This is a genomic window from Phyllobacterium zundukense (assembly GCF_025452195.1).
Classification (GTDB): domain Bacteria; phylum Pseudomonadota; class Alphaproteobacteria; order Rhizobiales; family Rhizobiaceae; genus Phyllobacterium; species Phyllobacterium zundukense_A.
Window position 1 is genome coordinate 61,050 of record NZ_CP104972.1, and the last position, 20,619, is coordinate 81,668.

The 20,619-nt window shown below is 58.4% G+C and carries 16 protein-coding genes and 1 pseudogene; 2 read left to right on the forward strand and 15 right to left on the reverse strand.

Annotated features, from left to right (window positions below; genetic code table 11):
• Positions 1-153: 153 nt before the first annotated feature.
• From N8E88_RS07780 to N8E88_RS07805, 6 genes are all read right to left on the reverse strand, one after another.
• A complete protein-coding gene (locus N8E88_RS07780) occupies positions 154-1,470 on the reverse strand; it encodes an NAD(P)H-dependent oxidoreductase (protein ID WP_262292018.1) in 1,317 nt (438 codons plus the stop codon).
• Positions 1,471-1,546: 76 nt separating this feature from the next.
• On the reverse strand, positions 1,547-2,563 hold the full coding sequence (locus tag N8E88_RS07785) for an aldose epimerase family protein (protein WP_262292019.1): 1,017 nt from the start codon (positions 2,561-2,563) through the stop codon (positions 1,547-1,549).
• Positions 2,563-3,540: an ABC transporter permease gene (locus tag N8E88_RS07790; RefSeq protein WP_262292020.1), complete on the reverse strand. Its 978-nt coding sequence runs from the start codon at positions 3,538-3,540 to the stop codon at positions 2,563-2,565. Before N8E88_RS07790 ends, N8E88_RS07785 begins: the two co-directional genes overlap by 1 nt.
• The gene (locus tag N8E88_RS07795; protein WP_410010569.1) at positions 3,537-4,532 is read right to left on the reverse strand and encodes an ABC transporter permease; all 996 of its coding nucleotides are present in this window, start codon (positions 4,530-4,532) and stop codon (positions 3,537-3,539) included. The genes N8E88_RS07790 and N8E88_RS07795 overlap by 4 nt, the downstream gene beginning before the upstream one ends.
• Positions 4,529-6,067 (reverse strand): sugar ABC transporter ATP-binding protein, encoded by a 1,539-nt coding sequence (locus N8E88_RS07800; protein ID WP_262292021.1) that lies wholly within the window; start codon positions 6,065-6,067, stop codon positions 4,529-4,531. Before N8E88_RS07800 ends, N8E88_RS07795 begins: the two co-directional genes overlap by 4 nt.
• 95 nt (positions 6,068-6,162) lie before the next feature.
• A complete protein-coding gene (locus N8E88_RS07805; RefSeq protein WP_114432754.1) occupies positions 6,163-7,143 on the reverse strand; it encodes an ABC transporter substrate-binding protein in 981 nt (326 codons plus the stop codon).
• A 260-nt stretch (positions 7,144-7,403) separates the two neighbouring features.
• Between N8E88_RS07805 and N8E88_RS07810 the strand changes: the two genes are divergently transcribed.
• The gene (locus tag N8E88_RS07810) at positions 7,404-8,444 is read left to right on the forward strand and encodes a LacI family DNA-binding transcriptional regulator (protein WP_262292374.1); all 1,041 of its coding nucleotides are present in this window, start codon (positions 7,404-7,406) and stop codon (positions 8,442-8,444) included.
• Here the strand turns inward: N8E88_RS07810 and N8E88_RS07815 are convergent.
• Together N8E88_RS07815 and N8E88_RS07820 are read right to left on the reverse strand one after the other, a co-directional pair.
• The gene (locus N8E88_RS07815) at positions 8,441-9,796 is read right to left on the reverse strand and encodes a sigma-54-dependent transcriptional regulator (RefSeq protein ID WP_262292022.1); all 1,356 of its coding nucleotides are present in this window, start codon (positions 9,794-9,796) and stop codon (positions 8,441-8,443) included. The two genes, N8E88_RS07810 and N8E88_RS07815, sit on opposite strands and share 4 nt — an antisense overlap.
• Positions 9,797-9,798: 2 nt before the next feature.
• Positions 9,799-11,607 (reverse strand): sensor histidine kinase, encoded by a 1,809-nt coding sequence (locus N8E88_RS07820; protein ID WP_262292023.1) that lies wholly within the window; start codon positions 11,605-11,607, stop codon positions 9,799-9,801.
• Between the two features lie 294 nt (positions 11,608-11,901).
• Between N8E88_RS07820 and N8E88_RS07825 the strand changes: the two genes are divergently transcribed.
• Positions 11,902-13,227, forward strand: a complete 1,326-nt coding sequence (locus N8E88_RS07825; protein WP_262292024.1) for a dicarboxylate/amino acid:cation symporter — start codon at positions 11,902-11,904, stop codon at positions 13,225-13,227.
• Positions 13,228-13,275: 48 nt separating this feature from the next.
• Here the strand turns inward: N8E88_RS07825 and N8E88_RS07830 are convergent, their stop codons facing one another.
• The 7 genes and pseudogenes from N8E88_RS07830 to N8E88_RS07860 form a co-directional block, all read right to left on the reverse strand.
• Positions 13,276-14,661, reverse strand: coding sequence for an FGGY-family carbohydrate kinase (locus N8E88_RS07830; protein ID WP_410010570.1), 1,386 nt, complete (start codon positions 14,659-14,661; stop codon positions 13,276-13,278).
• Positions 14,640-14,954 (reverse strand): L-rhamnose mutarotase, encoded by a 315-nt coding sequence (rhaM, locus tag N8E88_RS07835; protein ID WP_410010585.1) that lies wholly within the window; start codon positions 14,952-14,954, stop codon positions 14,640-14,642. The genes N8E88_RS07830 and rhaM overlap by 22 nt, the downstream gene beginning before the upstream one ends.
• 5 nt (positions 14,955-14,959) lie before the next feature.
• Entirely contained in the window at positions 14,960-15,961 is a 1,002-nt protein-coding gene (locus N8E88_RS07840) for an ABC transporter permease (protein ID WP_262292026.1), read from the reverse strand.
• Entirely contained in the window at positions 15,958-16,959 is a 1,002-nt protein-coding gene (locus tag N8E88_RS07845) for an ABC transporter permease (RefSeq protein WP_410010571.1), read from the reverse strand. Before N8E88_RS07845 ends, N8E88_RS07840 begins: the two co-directional genes overlap by 4 nt.
• A 9-nt stretch (positions 16,960-16,968) precedes the next feature.
• Entirely contained in the window at positions 16,969-18,489 is a 1,521-nt protein-coding gene (locus tag N8E88_RS07850; RefSeq protein WP_262292027.1) for a sugar ABC transporter ATP-binding protein, read from the reverse strand.
• Between the two features lie 66 nt (positions 18,490-18,555).
• Positions 18,556-19,554, reverse strand: a complete 999-nt coding sequence (rhaS, locus tag N8E88_RS07855) for a rhamnose ABC transporter substrate-binding protein (protein ID WP_262292028.1) — start codon at positions 19,552-19,554, stop codon at positions 18,556-18,558.
• 50 nt (positions 19,555-19,604) lie between these two features.
• Positions 19,605-20,409, reverse strand: a pseudogene (locus N8E88_RS07860) (DeoR/GlpR family DNA-binding transcription regulator).
• Positions 20,410-20,619 lie beyond the last annotated feature (210 nt).

The following is a 20,619-nucleotide window of genomic DNA, read 5'->3' on the forward strand; positions in this document are numbered from 1 at the left end:
AGTTTTGCACAGATAAATTTGCGGTTTTGCAAAAAAGTGCAATTCAGATATGTACTTGTTTTTACAACAAAATAGATGACTCGTTACGAAGGCGAAATAAAAGCCGTTCGCGCTTGAACCCGAACCGGCACAGTAATCCATAGACGCCTGGCGTCAGCCATAAACCAGCCTGTCCTGGCGGGCCCTGAGTTCAACGATCTTCGAGCCTTGCGCGGGGGCGGCATTGGCGCTGGTGATGAGTTCACCCTTGCTGATGGCTTTCGTGACACTGCCGCCCTGCAGAAGGCCGCAGGGGATGGCACCGGCGCTTCGTGCTTCTTCAGCGGTCATGATCCAGGCGCGGTAGCAATATTCGCCAATCGCATCGAGCCGGTCGCCGGGTTTCAGGTCCTTCTTGGCCACGGCACAGACCTCGGCAACCGGTTTGGCCAGCGACACCATGTCGGCCTTGCCGTAGAGCACGACGCGGGCGCAGGTCAGCGGCACCTCGAGCGAGGTCAGGTGATAGGGCCGATGGAACGTGAAATACGGACCCTTGCCCATCTTCAGGTCCTCCATGCGCTCCGAGATGCGCGGATGCGACATGTCGGCGACGACGAAGACGCCCGGCGCCACGCCCTTGCCGATCGAATAGTCGACGACGCCAACCCTTGAGAGCACGCCGCCGTCTTTTTCCGGCACCAGCACCTTCGACAGCTGGTCGAGCGTTGCCGCCGGACCATGCATGCCCGGCTTGTCGGGGACGAGCCCGGTGGCATTGGCGATCGCCGCCATCTCCACCATGGTCTTCGAGCCGTCGACGAACTCGACCAGCATGCGCACATTCATGTGGCGGCGCCTGGCTTCTTCCTCGTAATCGTCGGGTATGGCATCGATGTTGAGCGGGTTGTTCTTGCCCTTGCCGGCGGCGACGATCGGATGGCCCATGGCCGAGACGAATTCGATCAGTTCCATGCACGAGGACGGCTCATCGCCGGCACCCAGCGAATAGGTGACGCCGAGCCGGTCGGCCTCGCTCTTCAAATAGGCGCCGATGGTCACGTCCGCCTCGACATTCATCATGACGAGATGCTTGCCGTGCTCCATTGCCTTCAGGCCGATCTCGGCCCCGACCGCCGGCACCCCGGTCGCATCGATGACCACATCGATCAGATCGTTCGCAAGGATCAGACCGGCATCATCGGTGACGGCGATCTTGCCGGCCTCCATCGCTTCCGTCAGCGCCGACGCATTCGACACCTCGCGCGAATGGCCCTGTTCCTGGTAGGCGATGTCGACGGCCTTCAGGGCATTGGCCATGTTCAGTTCGGAAATCGCCCCGATCTCGATGCCGGGCATATGCGCCACACGCGTGACGATATCGGTGCCCATCTCGCCCGAACCGATCAGGCCGATGCGGATCGGACGGCCCGTTTCCGCCCGCGCCTGCATATCCCGCGCCAATCCCGTCAATGCAACATTCGTAGCCATCAATGCCTCCACTTTGCTGCAGACCGGCATATGACGGGAATTTGCGATTGGCAAGTTAGAGCGAATGTTCTCCGCTCTAAACGTTATGGAAACGGAATTCCGTGCGCTGGCGATAGATCTCGCCCGGGCGAAGGACGGTGCCAGGAAACTGCGGCTGGTTCGGACTGTCGGGGAAATGCTGTGCTTCCAGGCAGAGGCCGGCATGCGGGCCGTAATGTGTGCCGCCAAGACCGATGACGCTAGGTATCTTCGCTCCATCATAGAATTGTAGACCCGGCTCGCTCGTGTGGACCTGCATGACAAGGCCATTCCCCGCCACAAGCGAAGCTGCAAAACGCATACCATCGCTTATTGGCTCACTGAGGACAAAATTATGATCGTAGAGGGTTGATCCGCTCGTGCCGATGCGGCGCGGCAGGCGAAAATCATAGGCCGTTTCATCAATTCCGGTGATTTCGCCGGTGGGAATAAGGCTCTCGTCAACGGGCGTATAGGCATCGGCGAGGATCCGCAGCCGATGGTCGCGAATATCGCTGGAGCCATCGAGATTGAAATAGGAATGCTGGGCAAAATTGGCAACGGTTGGTGCATCGGTGACCGCTTCAACTTCGACGCAGAGCGTGAGGTCATCGAGGCTATAGGTGCAGCGCACATCCATGTTGCCGGGAAAGCCCTGATCGCCATCGGTCAGATTGATTGAAAGGGTGACCGAAGACTGGCTCCAGCCAGCAATGGTCCACAGGCGCTGCGAAACCCCGCCGCTGCCTCCATGCAATGTCTGGATGCCATGTTCATTGAGGTCGAGCTGAACAATCGTTCCATCGAGCAGGAAACGCCCCCCGGCTATACGGTTGGCGTAACGCCCGACAAGTGCACCGAAATACGGTGAAAGGGCCGGGTAGTCGTCAAAACCATCGAAACCCAGAACCACGCGCTGCAGGATTCCATCGCTCAAGGGGATCTGCAGGTCCCTGATGACGGCACCCCAGTTCAAAATTCTGGCAACGGCCCCGGCAGGCGAGCGTATCGTCACCTGGAATACCGGCTCGCCTTGAAACGTGCCGAACAGTTCTGGTTGCGCATCGTCACGCATCAATATTCCCTGACAGCGACGCTGCCGCGCGAGGAAAGTTTCGCCTGCAAGATCACGACGACCAGCAGGAACAGGCCACGTATGACCGATTGCCAGTAGGCGGAGAGCGATATCCAGCCCTTGCCGTTTTCGAAGTTCAAAACATTGAAGAGGATGCCAAGCAGCAGCACGCCCGCAAGCGTGGCCCCGACAGAACCGACCCCGCCGGTCAGCAGGGTTCCGCCGACGACGACTGCGGCTATGGCGAAGAGTTCCCAGCCGACACCCTCGATCGGCTGCCCCGCTCCAAACTGCGAAGCGAGGATGACACCGGCGAGCCCGGCAAGGCCGCCACTTGCAAGATAGACGAGAAACTTGATGCGGTCGGCGGGGAGGCCCATCAGTCGCGTTGCATCTTCGTTGCCGCCGACGGCGAGCACCCCGCGACCGGTACTGGTGAAATTCAGAACAATCCAGCCGACCACATAGGCCACGATCGCAATCCAGGCGGGGATGGGAAAGCCGAGGAAATTGTCCTGGCCGATCGACGTGAACCCGCTTTCATAGGATACCGACACGGACTGGTTGTCGGCGAGGAGAAGCGCGGTACCGCTTGCCGCCAGCATCATTGCAAGGGTCGCGACGAATGGCATGATTTTCAATCGTGTGACGAGAATTGCATTGATCAGGCCGACGCAGAGCCCGGCGCCGACCCCGGCTCCAAGGCCAGTCAAAGCGCCTTGCGGACTGGCAAGCGCCGCGACTACGCTGCCGAGTGCAGCGGTCGAGCCGACAGACAGATCAATACCGCCGGTCATGATGACGAAGCACATACCAAGAGCCACGAGTGCGAACATCGAATTGTAACGCAGAACGCTGGTGATGTTGAAAAAGCCGAGAAAATAATCGTAGCGCGCCCATCCGAAGAGGACGAGCAGCAGCAGCGCCAGAACGACGCCGTAGCTGCCAAGCATGGATATGAGTCTTTGCCTGGTCATGCGCGCCTGCCGTGTTGCTGTATCCATACGGCGAGCACGATGATGCCCGCCTTGACCACAAGGGCCGCAGCATCAGGAACACCATTGGCAAGGAGCGTATAGCGGACGAGCTGGATTGTCATGGCGCCGAGCAAGGTGCCGATAATGGTTGCCTTGCCGCCGCTCAACAGGGTGCCGCCAACAGCAACCGCCGCGATAGCATCGAGCTCCATGCCCATTCCGACAAGATTGGCGTCGCTGGAAGAATTGATGGCGATCACGACGAGACCGGCGATCCCGGCACAAAAACCGCTGATCGCATAAACGATAAGCTTCACTTTGGCGACTGCTATACCGGAAAGCTCTGCCGCGCGTTCGTTGCCGCCAATGGCGATGATCTGACGGCCGAAAACCGTACGTTTCAGCATCCATGCGGCGGCGATCACCAGGAGCACCATAAGCACGACTTGCACCGGAATGCCGAAGAGGCGGCCGAGACCGATCCACTGGAATTGCGGAATGCGGAACGTCTGGAGATTGCCATTGGTCAGTACCTGGGCAATGCCGCGTCCGGCAATGAACAGAACCAGCGTCGCCACGATCGGCTGGATGCGAAACCTGGCGATGAGCCAGCCATTGAACAGGCCAAACAGGCCGGCAACACCGACCGCGATGATCATGGCCGCAGCGACGGCAAGAGCAACATTGTCGATCGGAACAATCTTGCCAAGGAAAATCATCGGCGCAAGCGCGCCGGAGATCGCCATGAGTGATCCAACGGAAAGATCGATGCCGCCGGTCGCGATGACGAGCGTCATGCCAACGGCAACGATGACGATGGTGCAAACCTGCGTGAGATTGACGTTGAGCGTCTGCATCGTGGCGAAGTTGCGGGTGAAAGCAAAATTGAACAGGATGAGCAGGGCCAGTGCAATCAAGGTGCCATAGCGCGCCATGAAATCGAATGGGTCGAACGGTCGCGATATGCGCTGGTGCCGCGCGGTGTCGGTCATGGCGCGGCCTCCGCGATAGTCGGCGCGCTGCCGTGGGCCATGGCGGACATGACCGCGTCTTCGGTTGCGTCATCGCGATCGAATTCGGCAACGCTGATGCCTTCGCGCAAGACGAACACACGATCGGCGCCCTCGATCACCTCTTCGAGTTCTGAAGAGATCATCAGTACCGCGAGCCCCTGATCGGCCAGCGACTTGATAAGCGCCTGAATCTCCCCCTTGGCTCCGATATCGATGCCGCGCGTCGGCTCGTCGAGAATGAGAAGACGCGGGTTCATGGCCAGCCAGCGGCCGAGGAGGACCTTCTGCTGATTGCCACCGGAAAGCTCGCGCACCTTCTGGTCCGGTCCGGAGCATTTGATGCCGAGTTGCCTGACGAAACGCTCGACGATGTCGCGCTGCGCCTTCTCATCGATGACACCGGATTTGCTGAGTTTCGGCATCAACGCCAGCATCATGTTTTCCGCAACACTCATGTCGGGGACTATGCCTTCGCTCTTTCGATCTTCGGTACAAAATCCCATGCCAGCAGCGATGGCATCGGAGGGCTTGTGCGGATCGAAGTTGTGCCCATTGAATGTCATTGTACCCGCACGCGGCCGGTCTATGCCGAAAACAAGCCGGGCCGTCTCAGTACGTCCCGCACCGAGAAGCCCGGCAAAGCCGGCAATTTCGCCGCTGCGCACGTCAAACGATACGTCCTGAACGATCTGGCCGATCGCGAGACTTTCGGCCGACAGCAGCACTTCACCGATCTTCTTTTCGTCGCGATCACTGAATGCCGTGGCGTGGCCCTCGGCGCGATCAATGGCGCGCCCCAGCATGGATGACACAAGACCGATCTTGTCGATCTCGTTCATGGCCGCGGTCTTTACGGTCCGGCCATCGCGCATGATCGTGACGCGGTCGCAAACCTCATAAAGTTCATCCAGCTTGTGGCTGACGAAAACGACCGAAACGCCTTCCTGCTTCAGTTGCCGGATGACATTGAACAACACAGCGACTTCACGCTCATCGAGCGAGGAGGTGGGTTCGTCCATGATAACGAGCTTTGCCGAAAAACCTATGGCACGCGCAATCGCCACCATCTGCTGCGTGGCGGTATTGAACTCCATCAAAGGGCGACGCACATCGGCGCGCACTTTAAAGCGCCGCAGCAGCGCTTCAGCCTCCTGGTGCATGCGCTTCCAGTCGAGCAGGCCGTAGCGGCGGGCTTCGCGGCCAAGACATATATTCTCGGTGATGGAGCGATAGGGGACGAGGTTGATTTCCTGATAGATGGTGCTGATGCCGCTCGCCTGCGCCTGTTGCGGCGAGGAGACTTCGAATGGCTTGCCATCGAACACGACTTCACCGGCATCGCGCTTGTAATAGCCCGTCAGTACCTTGATCAGGGTCGATTTGCCCGCACCGTTCTGGCCGATCAGCGCATGAACTTCGCCGCGCCCGACAGCAAAGGAAGCGCCGGACAGAGCGGGGATACCGGCAAAGCGCTTGTCAATTCCGGTCATCGATAAAAGACTATCGGTGTTCATTGCAAAGCCAATTCTGAACGCATCGAAGGGCTCCGGCATAGCAAATGCCGAAAAAAAAGCCAGCGCCCTATAAGAGCGCTGGCAGAGCCACAAAATCAATAGGCGGTGCTCAGCAGGTCCTTCGCATTGCTGGCATCATAGAACTGATCGGGATTGATGATCTTGTCCGGAATCTTCTCGCCAGCCGCGTAGGCGACAGCCGTGTCGAATGCCTTGGGTCCAAAACGTGGGTTGCATTCGACAACAGCTGCAATCTTGCCATCGACCACCGCCTGTACGGCTTCCTTGCCACCGTCGATCGACAGGACGAGAATATCCTTGCCCGGCACCTTGCCAGCAGCCTCGATTGCGGAAATTGCACCCATCGCCATCTCGTCATTGTGAGCATAGACGACGTTGGCGTCGGGGTGCGCCTGCAACAGCGTTTCGGCAACCTGGCGTCCCTTGTCGCGGGCGAAATCGCCGGTCTGCGAGGCGACAATCTTGAAGTCCGGATTCTTGGCGATGACCTCGTCGAAGCCCTTCTTGCGATCGTTGGCCGGAGAGGAACCGGTCGTTCCCTCAAGCTCGATGATCGTTGTCTTGCCATTGGCGTTCTTGACCAGCCAATCGGCAACGCGCTGGCCTTCCTCGATGAAATTAGAGCCAATGAATGTTACATAATCCTCGCCAGGCTTGGCCAGCGAAGCGTCAACGTTGCGATCAAGCAGGATCACCGGAATACCGGCGTTCTTGGCCGCCTTGATTGCAGGAATCAGTGGCTTTTCCTCACGTGGTGCGAGGAAAATCAGGTCTACCCCCTGGGCGATCATCGAATTCACGTCGGCGACCTGCTTGGCGGCGGAGCTGGCGGCATCCGTATAGACGAGCTGCCATCCGCGCTTCTTGGCTTCTTCCTGCATGCTTGCAGTCTGGGCCAGGCGCCATGGATTGTTGCTTTCGGTCTGGGCAAAGCCGACCTTGTAAGTGTCTTTCTTCTTGAGCGGCGGCGCATCAGCCAATGCACTGCCAGCGACCATGGAGGCGGCCAGCCCAACGGCTGAAGTAAACAGCAGAGTCCGACGGGTGATATTCATTGAAAATTTCCTCCCAGAAATTACTCGTGGCGATCCCACTGCGGAGATCATCGCTGCTTATAAAAATTAGTCAATAATTATTTATGTTGATTAGTCGCGCAAACTGTTCGTAATATTCTCCGCAACTTCATCGATTCCGGCCAGTCTTCGGGCTGCCGGAAGAATCGTTCCGGGTGGGTGATACGGTGGATAATTCGACCACTGGGAAAGCTAAGAAGCCCTTGGCAGCGCGGCGCAAGCGCGTCAGCAAGCGTGTGACGATGACCGATATCGCCCGGGTTGCGGGGTGCTCGCAGGCCACAGTCTCCTTCGTGCTCAACAAGACGCCGGGCATAAAGCTTGCCGCCGAAACGCGCGAACGGGTGATTGAGGCGGCGCGTGCGCTCGGCTATGCCGCACCGAGCTTCGCCCATCTCGACACTGCGAATATCCTGACGCCGGCGATCGACGGCAAGATCGGCTTTGTCGTCGATCAGCTTGCGACCAGTCCGGAAGCGGTGGTGGCTATCGAAGGTGCGCGCCAGGCGTCGTGGAACGCGGGCAATATCATTCTTGTCGCCCAGACGCTCAACGATCCGGAGATGGAGCCCCGTACGATCCGCGCACTGCGCGAGCAGGGGATTTCGGCACTGATCTATATGGCCATCTTCACACGCGAGGTGGTCTTGCCGGCAGCGATTTACGAACTCGACATTCCAGTCATTCTCATCAACTGCTACACGGCAGACCATGCTTTTCCTGCCGTCGTGCCAAGCGAGATCGCGGGTGGTCAGCATTCGACGCGTCATCTGATCCAGCATGGTCATCGGCGCATCGGCACTATTACCGGCGAACCATGGATGGAGGCAGCGAAGGACCGGCTCAAGGGCTATCGGCGCGCTTTGGCGACAGCCGATATCCCTTTCGATCCGGAGCTGGTCATCGAGGGCGACTGGTCGGCGAGCGCGGGCTATGCGGCAACGAAAGAACTGCTGACGCTGGATGACCGCCCCACTGCCATTTTCTGTCAGAATGACCGTACCGCGATTGGTTGTTACGAAGCGCTGAAGGAGGCGGGGATGCGTATCCCCGAAGATATCTCCGTCATCGGCTATGACGACGAAGAAATCTCGCGCCATCTCCATCCGCAATTGACGACCTCGGTCCTGCCGCACCGGGCAATGGGACGCTGGGCAATCGAGCAACTGGACAGCTTTGCTCAGCCATCGGGCACGCGCTATCCGATCACCAAGCTCGAATGCCCGCTGGTGGAGCGATTATCGGTGGCAGAGTGCACCGCAAAGCTGGCGTACTTCGGCTAGTCCCCTAGCTTCTGTTTCGCATAGACGGCACGATCGATCCCATGCCGCTGCAACTTGTCGTAAAAGGTCTTGCGCGGGATCCCGAGGGTTTCGATAGTCGAACGCACATCGCCATGGTTTGCGCTCAGCGCATCACGGATCAGATTTGCCTCGTGCTGCTCCATCGCCTCGGGCAGGTTTATAATGTTGGTCGTCTGACTGAGCCGCTCGCCTTCCAGCTCGTCCAGTCCGAGTGCAACTCGTTCGGCAAAATGCGAAAGCTCGCGAACATTGCCCGGCCAGTCAAGTTCTATCAGGCGCGATCGCAACGCCCCGGTCATCTCCGGCGGCTCGCTCTTGAAGCGTGCCGCCGCTCGGTGCAGGAAATGCGTGAACAGGAGCGGAATATCCTCCCGGCGCTCGCGCAGGGGCGGGATCGAAATCGTGACGACGTTCAAGCGATAAAAAAGATCTTCGCGGAAATTCGCGCGCTGTTCCGGACTGCCGAGATCTACCTTTGCCGCTGCAACGACACGCAGATCGACGGGACGATGTTCATTGGTGCCGAGCGGCGTGATCTCGCGGGTTTCAAGCACGCGCAGCAATTTGACCTGCGTCGACAGCGGCATGCTTTCGATCTCGTCGAGAAACAGCGTGCCACCACTGGCATGCTCGATACGGCCTACGCGCTTTTTCTGTGCTCCGGTAAACGCACCAGCCTCATGACCGAACAGCTCGCTTTCGATCACGGTCTCCGGCAGTGCACCGCAATTGAGCGCGACGAAATTGCCCTGCTTGCGACGGCTCCATTCATGCAAGAGGCTTGCCGCCACTTCCTTGCCGGTACCGGTTTCGCCGGCAATCAGCACGTCGACATCTGCATTGGCCACGTGGCGCAATGTCTTGCGAAGGTTCTGCATGACAGGGGTCTGGCCAATGAGCGGCAGGTTGTCGTCGGACGTCTCAAGCGCGAGGCGCAGCTGGCGGTTTTCCATGACCAGCCGCCGCTTTTCAGCCGCTCGCAGGATGCTCTGGACAAGGCGATCCGCCGGATAGGGCTTGGCAATGAAATCATAGGCGCCTTCCTGTATCGCCTCGACCGCCATGTCGATGTCGCCGTGGCCGGTGATGAGGATGACGGGCAGATCGGCATCCAAGGCGTGCAGGCGGCGAAACAATTCCAGACCGTCGATATTCGGCATGCGCACATCAGTGACGACAATGCCGGCAAAATCCGGTGTCAAAGAGCGCAAGGCGCTCATTGCATCCGCAAAAGGCACCACCGTAAACCCTGCAAGCTCCAGGGTCTGGCGATTGGCATTGCGCAGATCATCATCATCGTCGACGAAAGCGACACTGGGTTGAAAATCCATAATCAGGCGACCCTTGGAAGATGAACGGTAAACTCTGTTCCCGCGCTGCTGCTTTTGACGTCGATGCGCCCGCCATAATCCGCGACGATGTCATGGCAGATGACGAGACCAAGTCCGAGGCCACGATCCTTGGACGTATTGAACGGCGTGAACAGCGCTTGCATGATTGCTTCGGGAATACCTGGCCCGTTGTCGGAAACGATCAGCTGGACCTCGCCGTCGGTCACCCGGGTTTCCACGCTGATCTTGCTGGCCGGACCACCTTCCGTTGCCTCCACTGCATTCTGCATGAGATTGATCAGCACCTGTTCGAGACGCATACGATTACCGTGCACCTTGATATCCGGCGGTGGTGTCTGTGTGATGATCTGACCGGCTCTCTGCCGGAACCGGGTGCCTAGCAGCAGCAACGCACCCTCGATCACATCGCCGACGCTGATGGGCCCCGCGTCGCCCGTTCCCTTGCGCGCGAAGGTGCGCAGTTCATCAGTGATGCCACCAATGCGCTCCGTCAGTCCGGCAATCGCTTTTAGATTGTCCTTGGCAGAATCGATCTGGTTTCGGCCAAGAAAAGTCTTGGCATTGTCCGCATAGGAGCGAATGGCCGCCACGGGCTGGTTGATCTCATGGGCGACACCGGCCGTGACTTGTCCGAGAATGGCAAGACGGTTCGCTTGTACCAGGTCCTGCTGCACCGTCTGCAGCTTGGCCTCCGTCTTCTGGCGCTCCTCGACCTGCATTACGAGTTCCGAGTGAGCGGTGCTGAGATCCGCCGTGCGCTCGGCGACACGCCGCTCAAGCTCAAGCCGTGCCGCTTCTTGCTCGCGGGCACGCCGCATGGCCAATCCGCGGCGGCGCAGGAAAAAAGCGGTCAACCCGAGTAAGGGGGCAAGAACGATCAGCGCCAGTAACTGTGCTGTCCGCGTTGCCTCGGCTACGGCGGACGCTGCGGGGGTCAGGAGTTGCAGGTTCCAGTTCGTGGTGGGAACCGGCGTCTGTACGCGCACGAATTCTTCCGCCTTCGCCGCGCCTGGCAAGCGTGCACGAACAATATCAGGCTGGCCCTGCGGCAAGGCAGGCGTGATGTCGAGCGGCGCGAGGGGCGCATCACCGAATTGCAGGCTCTCGCGGATCGGCCCCATCTGGTCCGGCACGATTGGCCCCTCGGTCATGAACCGCCATCCGGGCAGGCTTGTGATCAGCACAATACCGCGCTGATCAACAACCAGGGAAGGATCGCTGTTACGGCGCCAATCAGCCTCGAGTTCATCGAACTCGACCTTGACGACGATAACGCCAAGCGTGCCCGAGGGGCCGTCGATGCGTCTTGAAATATAAAGACCCGGACGTTTACTGACGGTACCGAACGCATAGTGTTCGGCGCTGCCAGCGGCGACAGCACGGGTATAGTAGGGTCGAAAGCTGTAATTGGTACCGACGAAGCTCGTAGGGTCACGCCAATTGCTGGAAGCCAGTGCCAGGCCGTCAGCGTTGAGAAGATAAATCACCGACGAGCGGGTACCGCTGATCAGGCTTTCAAGCTTGCGGTTGACCAGTTGCAACAGGCTGTCGCTGCGCGTCGTCAGTGCGCTGATGACATCGCGGTCCTGCGACAGGACGAACGGCAGCGACCGCTGTTTCTCAAGCACCGTCCGCAGCAGGACAGCATTGAGTTCGGCAGCGCTCTCCGCCCGGATGTGCAGCGATTCATAAGCACGCTTCCGGCCATAACCGTTGGCGATCAAAAGTGCGCCTGCAATGAGAAGTGCAGCGAGGAGACCATAAACAATCTTCACGAGCAGGCTTGTCATCCCCGCTTGCAGAATGCTTTCCGAGCGCATCGCCAACCGATTTTCCATTAAATTAGTGTGCAGGTATTCGCACAAATCTCAAGAGGTACGTGCGAATAACCGCACAACTTCAGTGATCAAGAATGCGGCCGTAAAATTTATATTCTTTGTTTTCAATTACTTGGACTTATATCACAAATTGGCACGGTGCTTGCAATGCTTCTCGCGAGGGACGGTCTATCCGCCCTGTAACGAGAGCCCAGGAGGCTGGCAGGCTTTATTGCGCCAGACGCGGCTCGCACCATGGAGGAAGTTATGAGTCCTGTGACGATAACCGCAGCACCGCAGCCACGCGGCAAAACGCCGATTTACGCCCATCTCTATTTTCAGGTGATTGTTGCCATCACCATCGGCATTCTGCTCGGCCACTACTATCCCGACATTGGCACGAGCATGAAGCCGCTCGGCGATGCTTTCATCAAACTGGTGAAGATGATCATTGCCCCGGTCATTTTCCTGACGGTCACCACCGGCATCGCCGGCATGAGTGATCTGAAAAAAGTCGGCCGCGTTGCCGGCAAGGCGATGCTTTATTTCCTGACGTTCTCGACGCTTGCCTTGATCGTCGGTCTGATCGTCGCCAATGTCGTTCAGCCAGGCGCCGGCATGAATATCGATCCCGCCTCGCTCGATCCCGCCGCTGTCGCGACCTATACACAACAGGCACATGAGCAGAGCATCGTCGGCTTCCTGACCAACATCATCCCGACAACAATCGTTGGCGCCTTTGCTTCGGGCGATATCCTGCAGGTCCTGTTTTTCTCGGTACTGTTCGGCCTTTCACTCGCCATGGTCGGCGAGAAGGCCGAACCGGTTACGAATTTCCTGCAGGTGCTTTCAGCGCCGGTTTTCAAGCTCGTCGCGATCCTGATGAAAGCCGCACCGATCGGGGCCTTCGGCGCCATGGCTTTCACTATCGGCAAATACGGCATCGGATCGGTTGCCAATCTGATCTTCCTCATCGGTACATTCTATCTGACGTCGCTGCTGTTCGTACTCGTCGTTCTCGGCGCCGTCGCCTGGTACAATGGCTTTTCCATCCTGGCGCTGATCCGCTACATCAAGGAAGAACTGTTGCTGGTACTTGGAACGAGTTCATCCGAAGCTGCCCTGCCGACATTGATGGCCAAGATGGAGAAGGCAGGCTGCAAGAAGTCCGTGGTCGGCCTCGTTATTCCAACCGGCTATTCGTTCAATCTCGACGGCACCAACATCTACATGACCCTGGCTGCACTGTTCATCGCGCAGGCGACGAATACGCATCTGACACTCACAGATCAGGTATTGCTGCTGCTCGTCGCCATGCTCAGTTCCAAGGGTGCTGCAGGCATCACCGGCGCTGGCTTCATCACGCTTGCTGCGACCCTCTCCGTCGTTCCGGCAGTTCCCGTCGCGGGCATGGCGCTGATCCTCGGCATCGATCGTTTCATGTCTGAATGCCGGGCGCTTACCAATCTCGTCGGCAATGCGGTAGCGACAATTGTTGTTGCCCGCTGGGAAGGCGAGCTTGATACCAGCAAGCTCGCGCAAGCGCTCAGCGGCGATTTCGCCGATGAGGAAGCACTGGCGCTCGCAAGCTAACGAATAAGGTGGTTCAAGTAAAAGGCGGGCCGGCCAGGTCCGCTTTTTTCATTTGCGCCGAAGGTTATCCCGCCAGTTCCGTGCATAAATATCGAAGGCTCCGCTCAACGGCGCGACATCGTCCGAGACTGCTTTCACCGGGCACCTGGCGCCGGCCAGGAGTGCGGCGCCAAGACTGGTACCCGTGGAGCCTGGAGAAGCGATGACTTCGCGTCCGGTCAACGACCGCAATGCAGACCGATAAGTTCGGTTGCGGGAAAACGGTCCTTCGACAATCGTCGGGCCGGCTGCACCAATCAGCTCAAGACAGGTATTGGTCATGAGTGCCGTATATAGCGAGGCAGCGGCGTTCAGCTCGGGCGCCGATCGCCACTCATCATTCAGCCGGACCGGTTCGTGCGCGGGGTAGGGGCCTGAACCCTGGACAATGCTCGGCAGGATCATGAACTGCTCGCTGATAACCTGGTCGAGCGTATCCGCATCGGGTTCGAGGTTACTGCCGCCGGTCAAGAGATCGAATTCGCGTCCGCCCATGAACCGTGCCGACGGCACCGCCTTCCCATAGGCTTCGACATTGGCGAGTGTATCCCGTGCCGGGTCGAGCTGATCCAGCCTTCCGCCGACCGCAAACGACACCACCCAGGTTCCGGTCGACACGACGGAGAAGGGTGAGGTACGGCTGATCAGATGCGGCAGCAGCGAGGCGTTGGAATCGTGGATACCGCAATGAACCGGAATTGTCTTGACCACACCGATCTGTCTGGAAAGCGGCTCACGCAGATCACCAATCCGGTCGAACGCAGTGCGTATCGGCGCCAGCAAAGGACGAAGCTCCAGCGTATCGACAAGACTGGAATATTCGCCCTCTTGCGGGTTCCACAGATCCGTATGGCAGCCAAGCGAGGTGACTTCGTTCACGGCAATGCCAGTCAGGCGCCAGACCCAGTATTGCGCATAGGTGACGATGGTCTTTGCCGTGGAAAACTGAGCTGGAAACTGCGTCTTCTGGTAGTGGATTTGCGCACCGACATTGAGGCCGCCGGAGAGAAGCGGCGAGCGGGTCTCGGCGAAATCCGGCCGCAAGGCAGCATAGGCCGCGCGCACCTCGTCAGGATAGACATGCTCGTAGTCGATGACCGGCATCGCCAGATCATTGCCGCCCAGCAATGCGGCTGCCGCGCCATGTGCGGTGACAGAAATTGCATCGAAGCCCGGCGATTGGGCAAAGATTGTCAGTGTATCGACAAAAAATCCCCACAGCGCCTCCACATCATAATGCGGATAGGGCCCATCCCGGGCGACGCGGTTCTGCGTGCTGCGCGAGGCGATTTCTGTTCCTGTCGCGGCGTCGACGATGACAACCTTGGCATTGGTCTTGCCAACATCCATGACCGCTATGCGGCGGCCGTCGCTCATGGCAGATGGAAAAGGCATACGAGGTCAGTCTGGACCGGCGAGCTGTCCGGATTGGTGACCATGATGTCTGCCATATGCGTCCACCATTTCTTCATCACCGGATGATCGGGCAGGCTTTGCATGGTGTGACCAACGGGGCGGGTCAACACGCCAAAGAGCATGTTTGTCGCGCGGTCGAGATGGATCGAATAGTCGGCAATACCCGCCGCGTGCAGGAGATCCACGAGTTCCGGCCAGATTTCGTCGTGACGGCGCCTGTATTCGGCCTCCATGCCGGGATTGAGCGTCATCGTGAAAGCATATTTTTCCATCGCGCTCATGCGGACTTCCTGTGACGGAACTGACGGATGACGACCGGCAGTGTAATGGTGACGATCAAAAGCAGGCCGATGCAGATCGACATGACAATGCCGGGAACGTTCAGCAGGCCAAGGCCGAAGGTGACCAGCCCCATGACGAAGGCAGCGATGACCACGCCGCCGATCGTTCCGGCACCGCCAAGGATCGAGACGCCGCCAAGGACGACCATGGTGACGATCTCGAGCTCCCAGCCCTGTGCGATCGACGGCCGGGTGGAGCCGAGGCGTGAGGTGAGGCAGACGGCCGCGATGCCGGACATCAGGCCGGTCAGGAGAAACAGCGTGAACTTGATGCGCTCGACACGAATACCGGAGAAGCGTGCGGCAAATTCATTATTGCCGATGGCATAGACCCGGCGGCCGAAATTCGTCGCATGCAACAGGACCGCAAAGAGGATCGCCAGCACGGCGAAAAGCACGAACTCGAAGGAGAACACCCACAAGACATAGCCTTGGCCAAAATAGGCAAAGGAAGCCGGATAGCCGCCATAGGCCTTGTCGCCAAGGACGATATAGGCAATGCCGCGGAACAGGCTCATCGTGCCGATCGTGACGACGATGGAAGGCAGACGAAGTCCTGCAACGAGGATGCCGTTTACCACGCCGCAACCGACACCAACGCCGATCCCGATGGCAACGAGGCCAGGCGTACCGATGCCCATCTGCGCTGCGGCGCCCATGGCGGTGGAAGCCAGCGCTATGATCGCAGCGACCGAGAGATCGATCTCCCCGGAGATGATCAGCAGCGCCATGGCAAACGCTACCATGGCCTTTTCAGTAAAATTGAACGTGGCATCGGAAAGATTCCACGCATTCAGGAAATAGGGCGAGGCGAGGGAATTGGCGATGAAGATCAGCACGGCAACAGCAAAAAGAAGTGCTTCCCAACTCCCAAACAGACGGGTTGCCGATGTGCCAAGCCGGTCCGGGATAAACCGCTTTTCCGGTATCGCGCTCATGCTGCCACCTCGATCTGTTCCGATGCGCCGCGATCACGCAGGATGATACGGCCACGCCGCCGTTCCTGACGGGCATTGAAGATCACCGCAGCAATGATGACTGAGCCGGAAATCGCCATTTGTGCAAAGGGCGAAATGTTGATGACCGGCAACGCGTTCTTGATGGCGCCAAGAAACAGCGCACCGAGGACGGCGCCGGCAACCGAACCAATGCCGCCAAGCGTCGAGATACCGCCAATGACGCAGGCGGCGACGGTATCGAGCTCGAAGCCTGCTGCGATATCAACATAGGCAACCGCGTAGCGCGACACCCAGAGATAGCCGCACAGACCCGCGAGGGTTCCGGAGATGACGAACGCGAAAAAGCGGGTACGTCCGACATCGATACCGGCATAGACCGCCGCTGTCGGGTTGCCGCCGGAGGCATAGATCGCCCGGCCAAGAAACGTGCGCGACATGACGAGATACATGACGGCTACGATCACGATGGCCGTCCAGCCAAGGATGGGCAGGCCAAGGAAGAGCTGGCGCGGCGTCTGCAGGAAGGGCGCTGTCATCTGGTGCGCATTCACCCAGGCTCCGCCGGACAGAACGAACGCCATGCCACGATATATGGTGAGTGTTCCAAGCGTGACGACAATGGAAGGAATGTTGAGCTTCCACACGAACATTCCGTTGATTGCGCCGAGAACGGCACCGATGCCGAGAGCGACAATGAGGATCAGCACGAGGGGCAGTTCCGGGTGGGCGGCATTCAACATACCAACCGCCATGCCGGTAAAGGCCACATTGGCTGCGACGGAAAGATCGATGGATTTCGTCAGGATCACCGTCATCTGGCCAAGTGCAAGAATGATCAGGATCGACGTGTCGTTGAAGATATTCGCAAGGTTGCCCGGCGTGGCAAAGCCCGGCGAACGGGCGGAAAACACGGCAAGCAGAATGGCGATGATGATCACCAGCAGCATTTCGCGAAATTTGAACAATTGCCTGATCATTTACAACCTTTACGCATTGCCTGTCGCGGCGCGGACCAGAGTTTCAGCATTGAGGTGCGAACGCTCGAAGATACCGGCCGACAAGCCTTCACGCATCACCAGCACGCGATCCGACATGCCGAGGATTTCCGGCAATTCCGACGAGACCATGATGATGCTGAGGCCTTCGCCGGCGAGTTCACTGATGAAGGCGTGGACCGCAGCCTTTGACCCGATGTCGATACCCTTGGTCGGTTCATCGAGGATGAGAATCTTCGGCTGCGTCGCCAGCCATTTGCCGATGACGACCTTTTGCTGATTACCCCCGGACAAGGTACCAACCGGGACGGAAAGAGCGGCAGCTCGCAGGTCGAAACGTTCGGCATATTTCCGTGCAAGGGCAAACTCCTCCGCCGCGCGCAAGAAGCCTGAACGAGAAGTTCGTGTCAGTGAGGGCAGCGAAATGTTCTGGTAGATCGGGAGCTGCAATACCGCGCCGTGGCGGCCACGTTCTTCCGGCACGTAGACGATACCCGCCTTGATGGCGTCGCTCGGGGAACTGATGACGATCTCCTTGCCGCCCAGCTTGAGAGTACCACCGGAGGGTTTTGTGACGCCAAAGAGCGACTGGCATATCTCCGAGCGGCCTGCGCCGACAAGACCGTAGATCCCGAAAATCTCGCCCTTCCTGAGGGCGAAGTTGATGTCGCGAAACTCGGTCGGATGCGTGTAGTTCTCGACCGAAAGCACCGTCTCGCCGAGCGGAATGTCGACTTTCGGGAAGGCATGCTCGATCGAACGGCCAACCATGAGCTTGACGATCTCGTCCTGTCCGACACCGGCAAGCGCGCCGCTGCCAACCGCCTTGCCATCGCGAAAGACCGCATAATGATCGGCGATCTCATAGACTTCATCGAATTTGTGGCTGATGAACAGGATGGCCTTGCCCTGGGCTTTCAGGCGCTTGACGATCTGGAACAAATCGTCGACCTCCTTGCGTGAGAGCGCGGCGGTGGGCTCATCCATGATGACAATGCGCGCATCGACGGAGAGCGCGCGGGCAATGGCCACGAGATGGCGCTGGGCAATAGAGAGATCCTTCAGACGCACACGCGGATCGATATTGCTCTCGAGGGAATGGAGCAGGGCCAGCGAGCGCGCATTGACGGCTTTCCAGTCGACCAAGCCGAGCCTGGTTCTCGGCGCATGGCCGAGAAAGATATTCTCGGCGACTGACAATTCGTCGAAAAGCACAGTCTCCTGATGGATTGCGGTGACACCGAAATCGATTGCGTCCTGCGCATTTGCAAAGGCTACCGGCTTGCCATCGACGTGAATTTCGCCCTCGTCGGATTCGTAAATGCCGGTGAGTATCTTGACGAGCGTCGACTTTCCCGCACCATTTTCGCCAATCAGCGCCGTCACCCGGCCCGGGAACAACGCGATGTTGACATCGTTCAACGCCTTCACGCCAGGAAACGACTTGGAGATGCCACGCATCTCCAAGAGAGGCGTTTCGGACACTGGTTCGGGCAGGGTAATCTTGTTCATCAAATATACCGGAAGGGAAAAAATGCCCGGCAGAAAATCTGCCGGGCCGACTACGATACGTGCGGATCAGAATATCTTGGAGAACTGATCGATATTCTTGGCGTCGTAAACGAATGGATCAGCCATGGCTGCTTCGCCATTGTCGCCGACCTTGATCTTGCCCATGCGTCCGGCTGCAATTTCGCTGCCGGGAGCACCGTCCGTCTCACCCTTGACGAGGCGATAGGCGATCTGGGTTGCCGAATAGCCAAGGTCGATCGGGTTCCAGATAGCGAATTCCTTGGTCGCACCGGACTTGATCGCGCCGGCCATTTCAGAAGGAAGGCCAAGACCCGTTACATAGACGTCGCCGATCTTCTTGGCATCGGCCACGGCCTGCGACGCGGCAAGGACGCCGACCGTCGTCGGTGCGACGATGACCTTCACATTCGGCTGCGAGGTCAGCAGGCCCTGTGCTTCACGGTAGCTCTTGTCGGAAAGGTCGTCACCATAGACGGTCGTCACGAGATTGAGGCCCGGGAAATTCGGCAGTTGCTTCTTCATCTCCTCGATCCAGGTATTCTGGTTGGTCGAGGTAGTCGTAGCGGAAAGAATGGCGAAATCACCCTTGCCGTCCTTCAGATGGTCGGCGGCGAGCTGCAGGCACATCTTGCCGATCAATTCGTTCGATGATGGATTGAGGTGCATGATGCGGCCATCCTTGGCGACGGCGGAATCCCACGAAATGACTTTGATCCCGCGCGCCATGGCCTTCTTCAGCGCCGGAATGACAGCGTCGGGGTCATTAGCGGAAATCGCGATTGCATTGACGTTCTGCGCGATCAGAGCGTTGATCACCTCGATCTGGCCTTCCGCCGTCGTCGATGTCGGGCCGGTATAGATGACCTCGACGTCGCCAAGCTCTTTCGCCGCTTCCTGCGCGCCCTTGTTGGCCGCTTCGAAAAAGCCGTTGCCAAGCGATTTGACGACGAGGCCGATCTTGACCGTATCGGCAGCGTGCGCCTGCGATGCGAGCATGGCAAAGGCGAATGCCGATCCCAGCGCGAGTTTCTTCAAAAGTTTCATTGTCTGTCCTCCCAGAGATTGAACCATATTGTTGGTCGACACCGCTTCCATCACGCGACGGAAACGGAATTCCTTGATTGATTGACGTTTGCGATGATCAGCCTGACGCCCGCATTCTCCACCATTTTCCGGTCCGCATCCGAAATGCCATCATCGGTGATAATGGTGGCAACGCGCTGCAACGGACAGAGGATGAGGCTCGAGCGGCGAGCGAACTTGGTCGAGATCAACGAGCAGGACAAGCTCATCGGCCTGATTGATCAGTTTCTGCTCGCCTTGGATAATGAGCGCGTCGGATTCCATGACTCCGAACGGGCCAACGCCCTGCGAGCCCATGAACATGCGCTTTCCATAGAAATTGCGCGTCACATCATTGTCGAAGGGCGAAAGAATGATGCTTTGCTCGCGGTAGATCGCCCCGCCAGGCACAGTGACCGAACTCTTGGAATTCTTCACCAGATGCTCGGCAATGGCGAACGAATTGGTCATCACCTGCAACCGCCGCGACACGAGGAAATGAACCATCTGGAATGTTGTCGTGCCGCCATTGATGATGATAGCATCGCCTTCTTCGCACAGCGCAACGGCCTCGCGGGCGATGGCGCGCTTTTTATCGGCGTTTTCCGATTCCGAAACATGAAAATGCCGGCCGGCAAGGGGCGTCAGTTGCGGTGGATGTACGGCTTCGGCACCCCCACGCACCCGGCGCAGCTTGCCTTTGACATGGAGCGAGGCAATGTCACGACGAATCGTTGCTTCCGACGCTTCCGTCAGTTCGGCAATGTCCTGAATGGTGATGACCGGCTTTTCCTGAACAGCGCTCAGAATGATGCGGTGGCGCTCACGCTCATGCATGCTTGTCCTCCTCTTGTCATAATCTATGGCGCAAAAACGGCGCTAGTGTCAATCAACTTCAGTCAAATAGTTTCATATTGCACTGCACAATCGTAAGTTTATGATTGAAATTGACCGTTTGTGATTGACAACAAAATGCGATCTGCTCCATAGCTAGGTGCAAATAGCAACGGCCGGACGATCTGTCCTGAGCTGGCAATTGACTTTTCG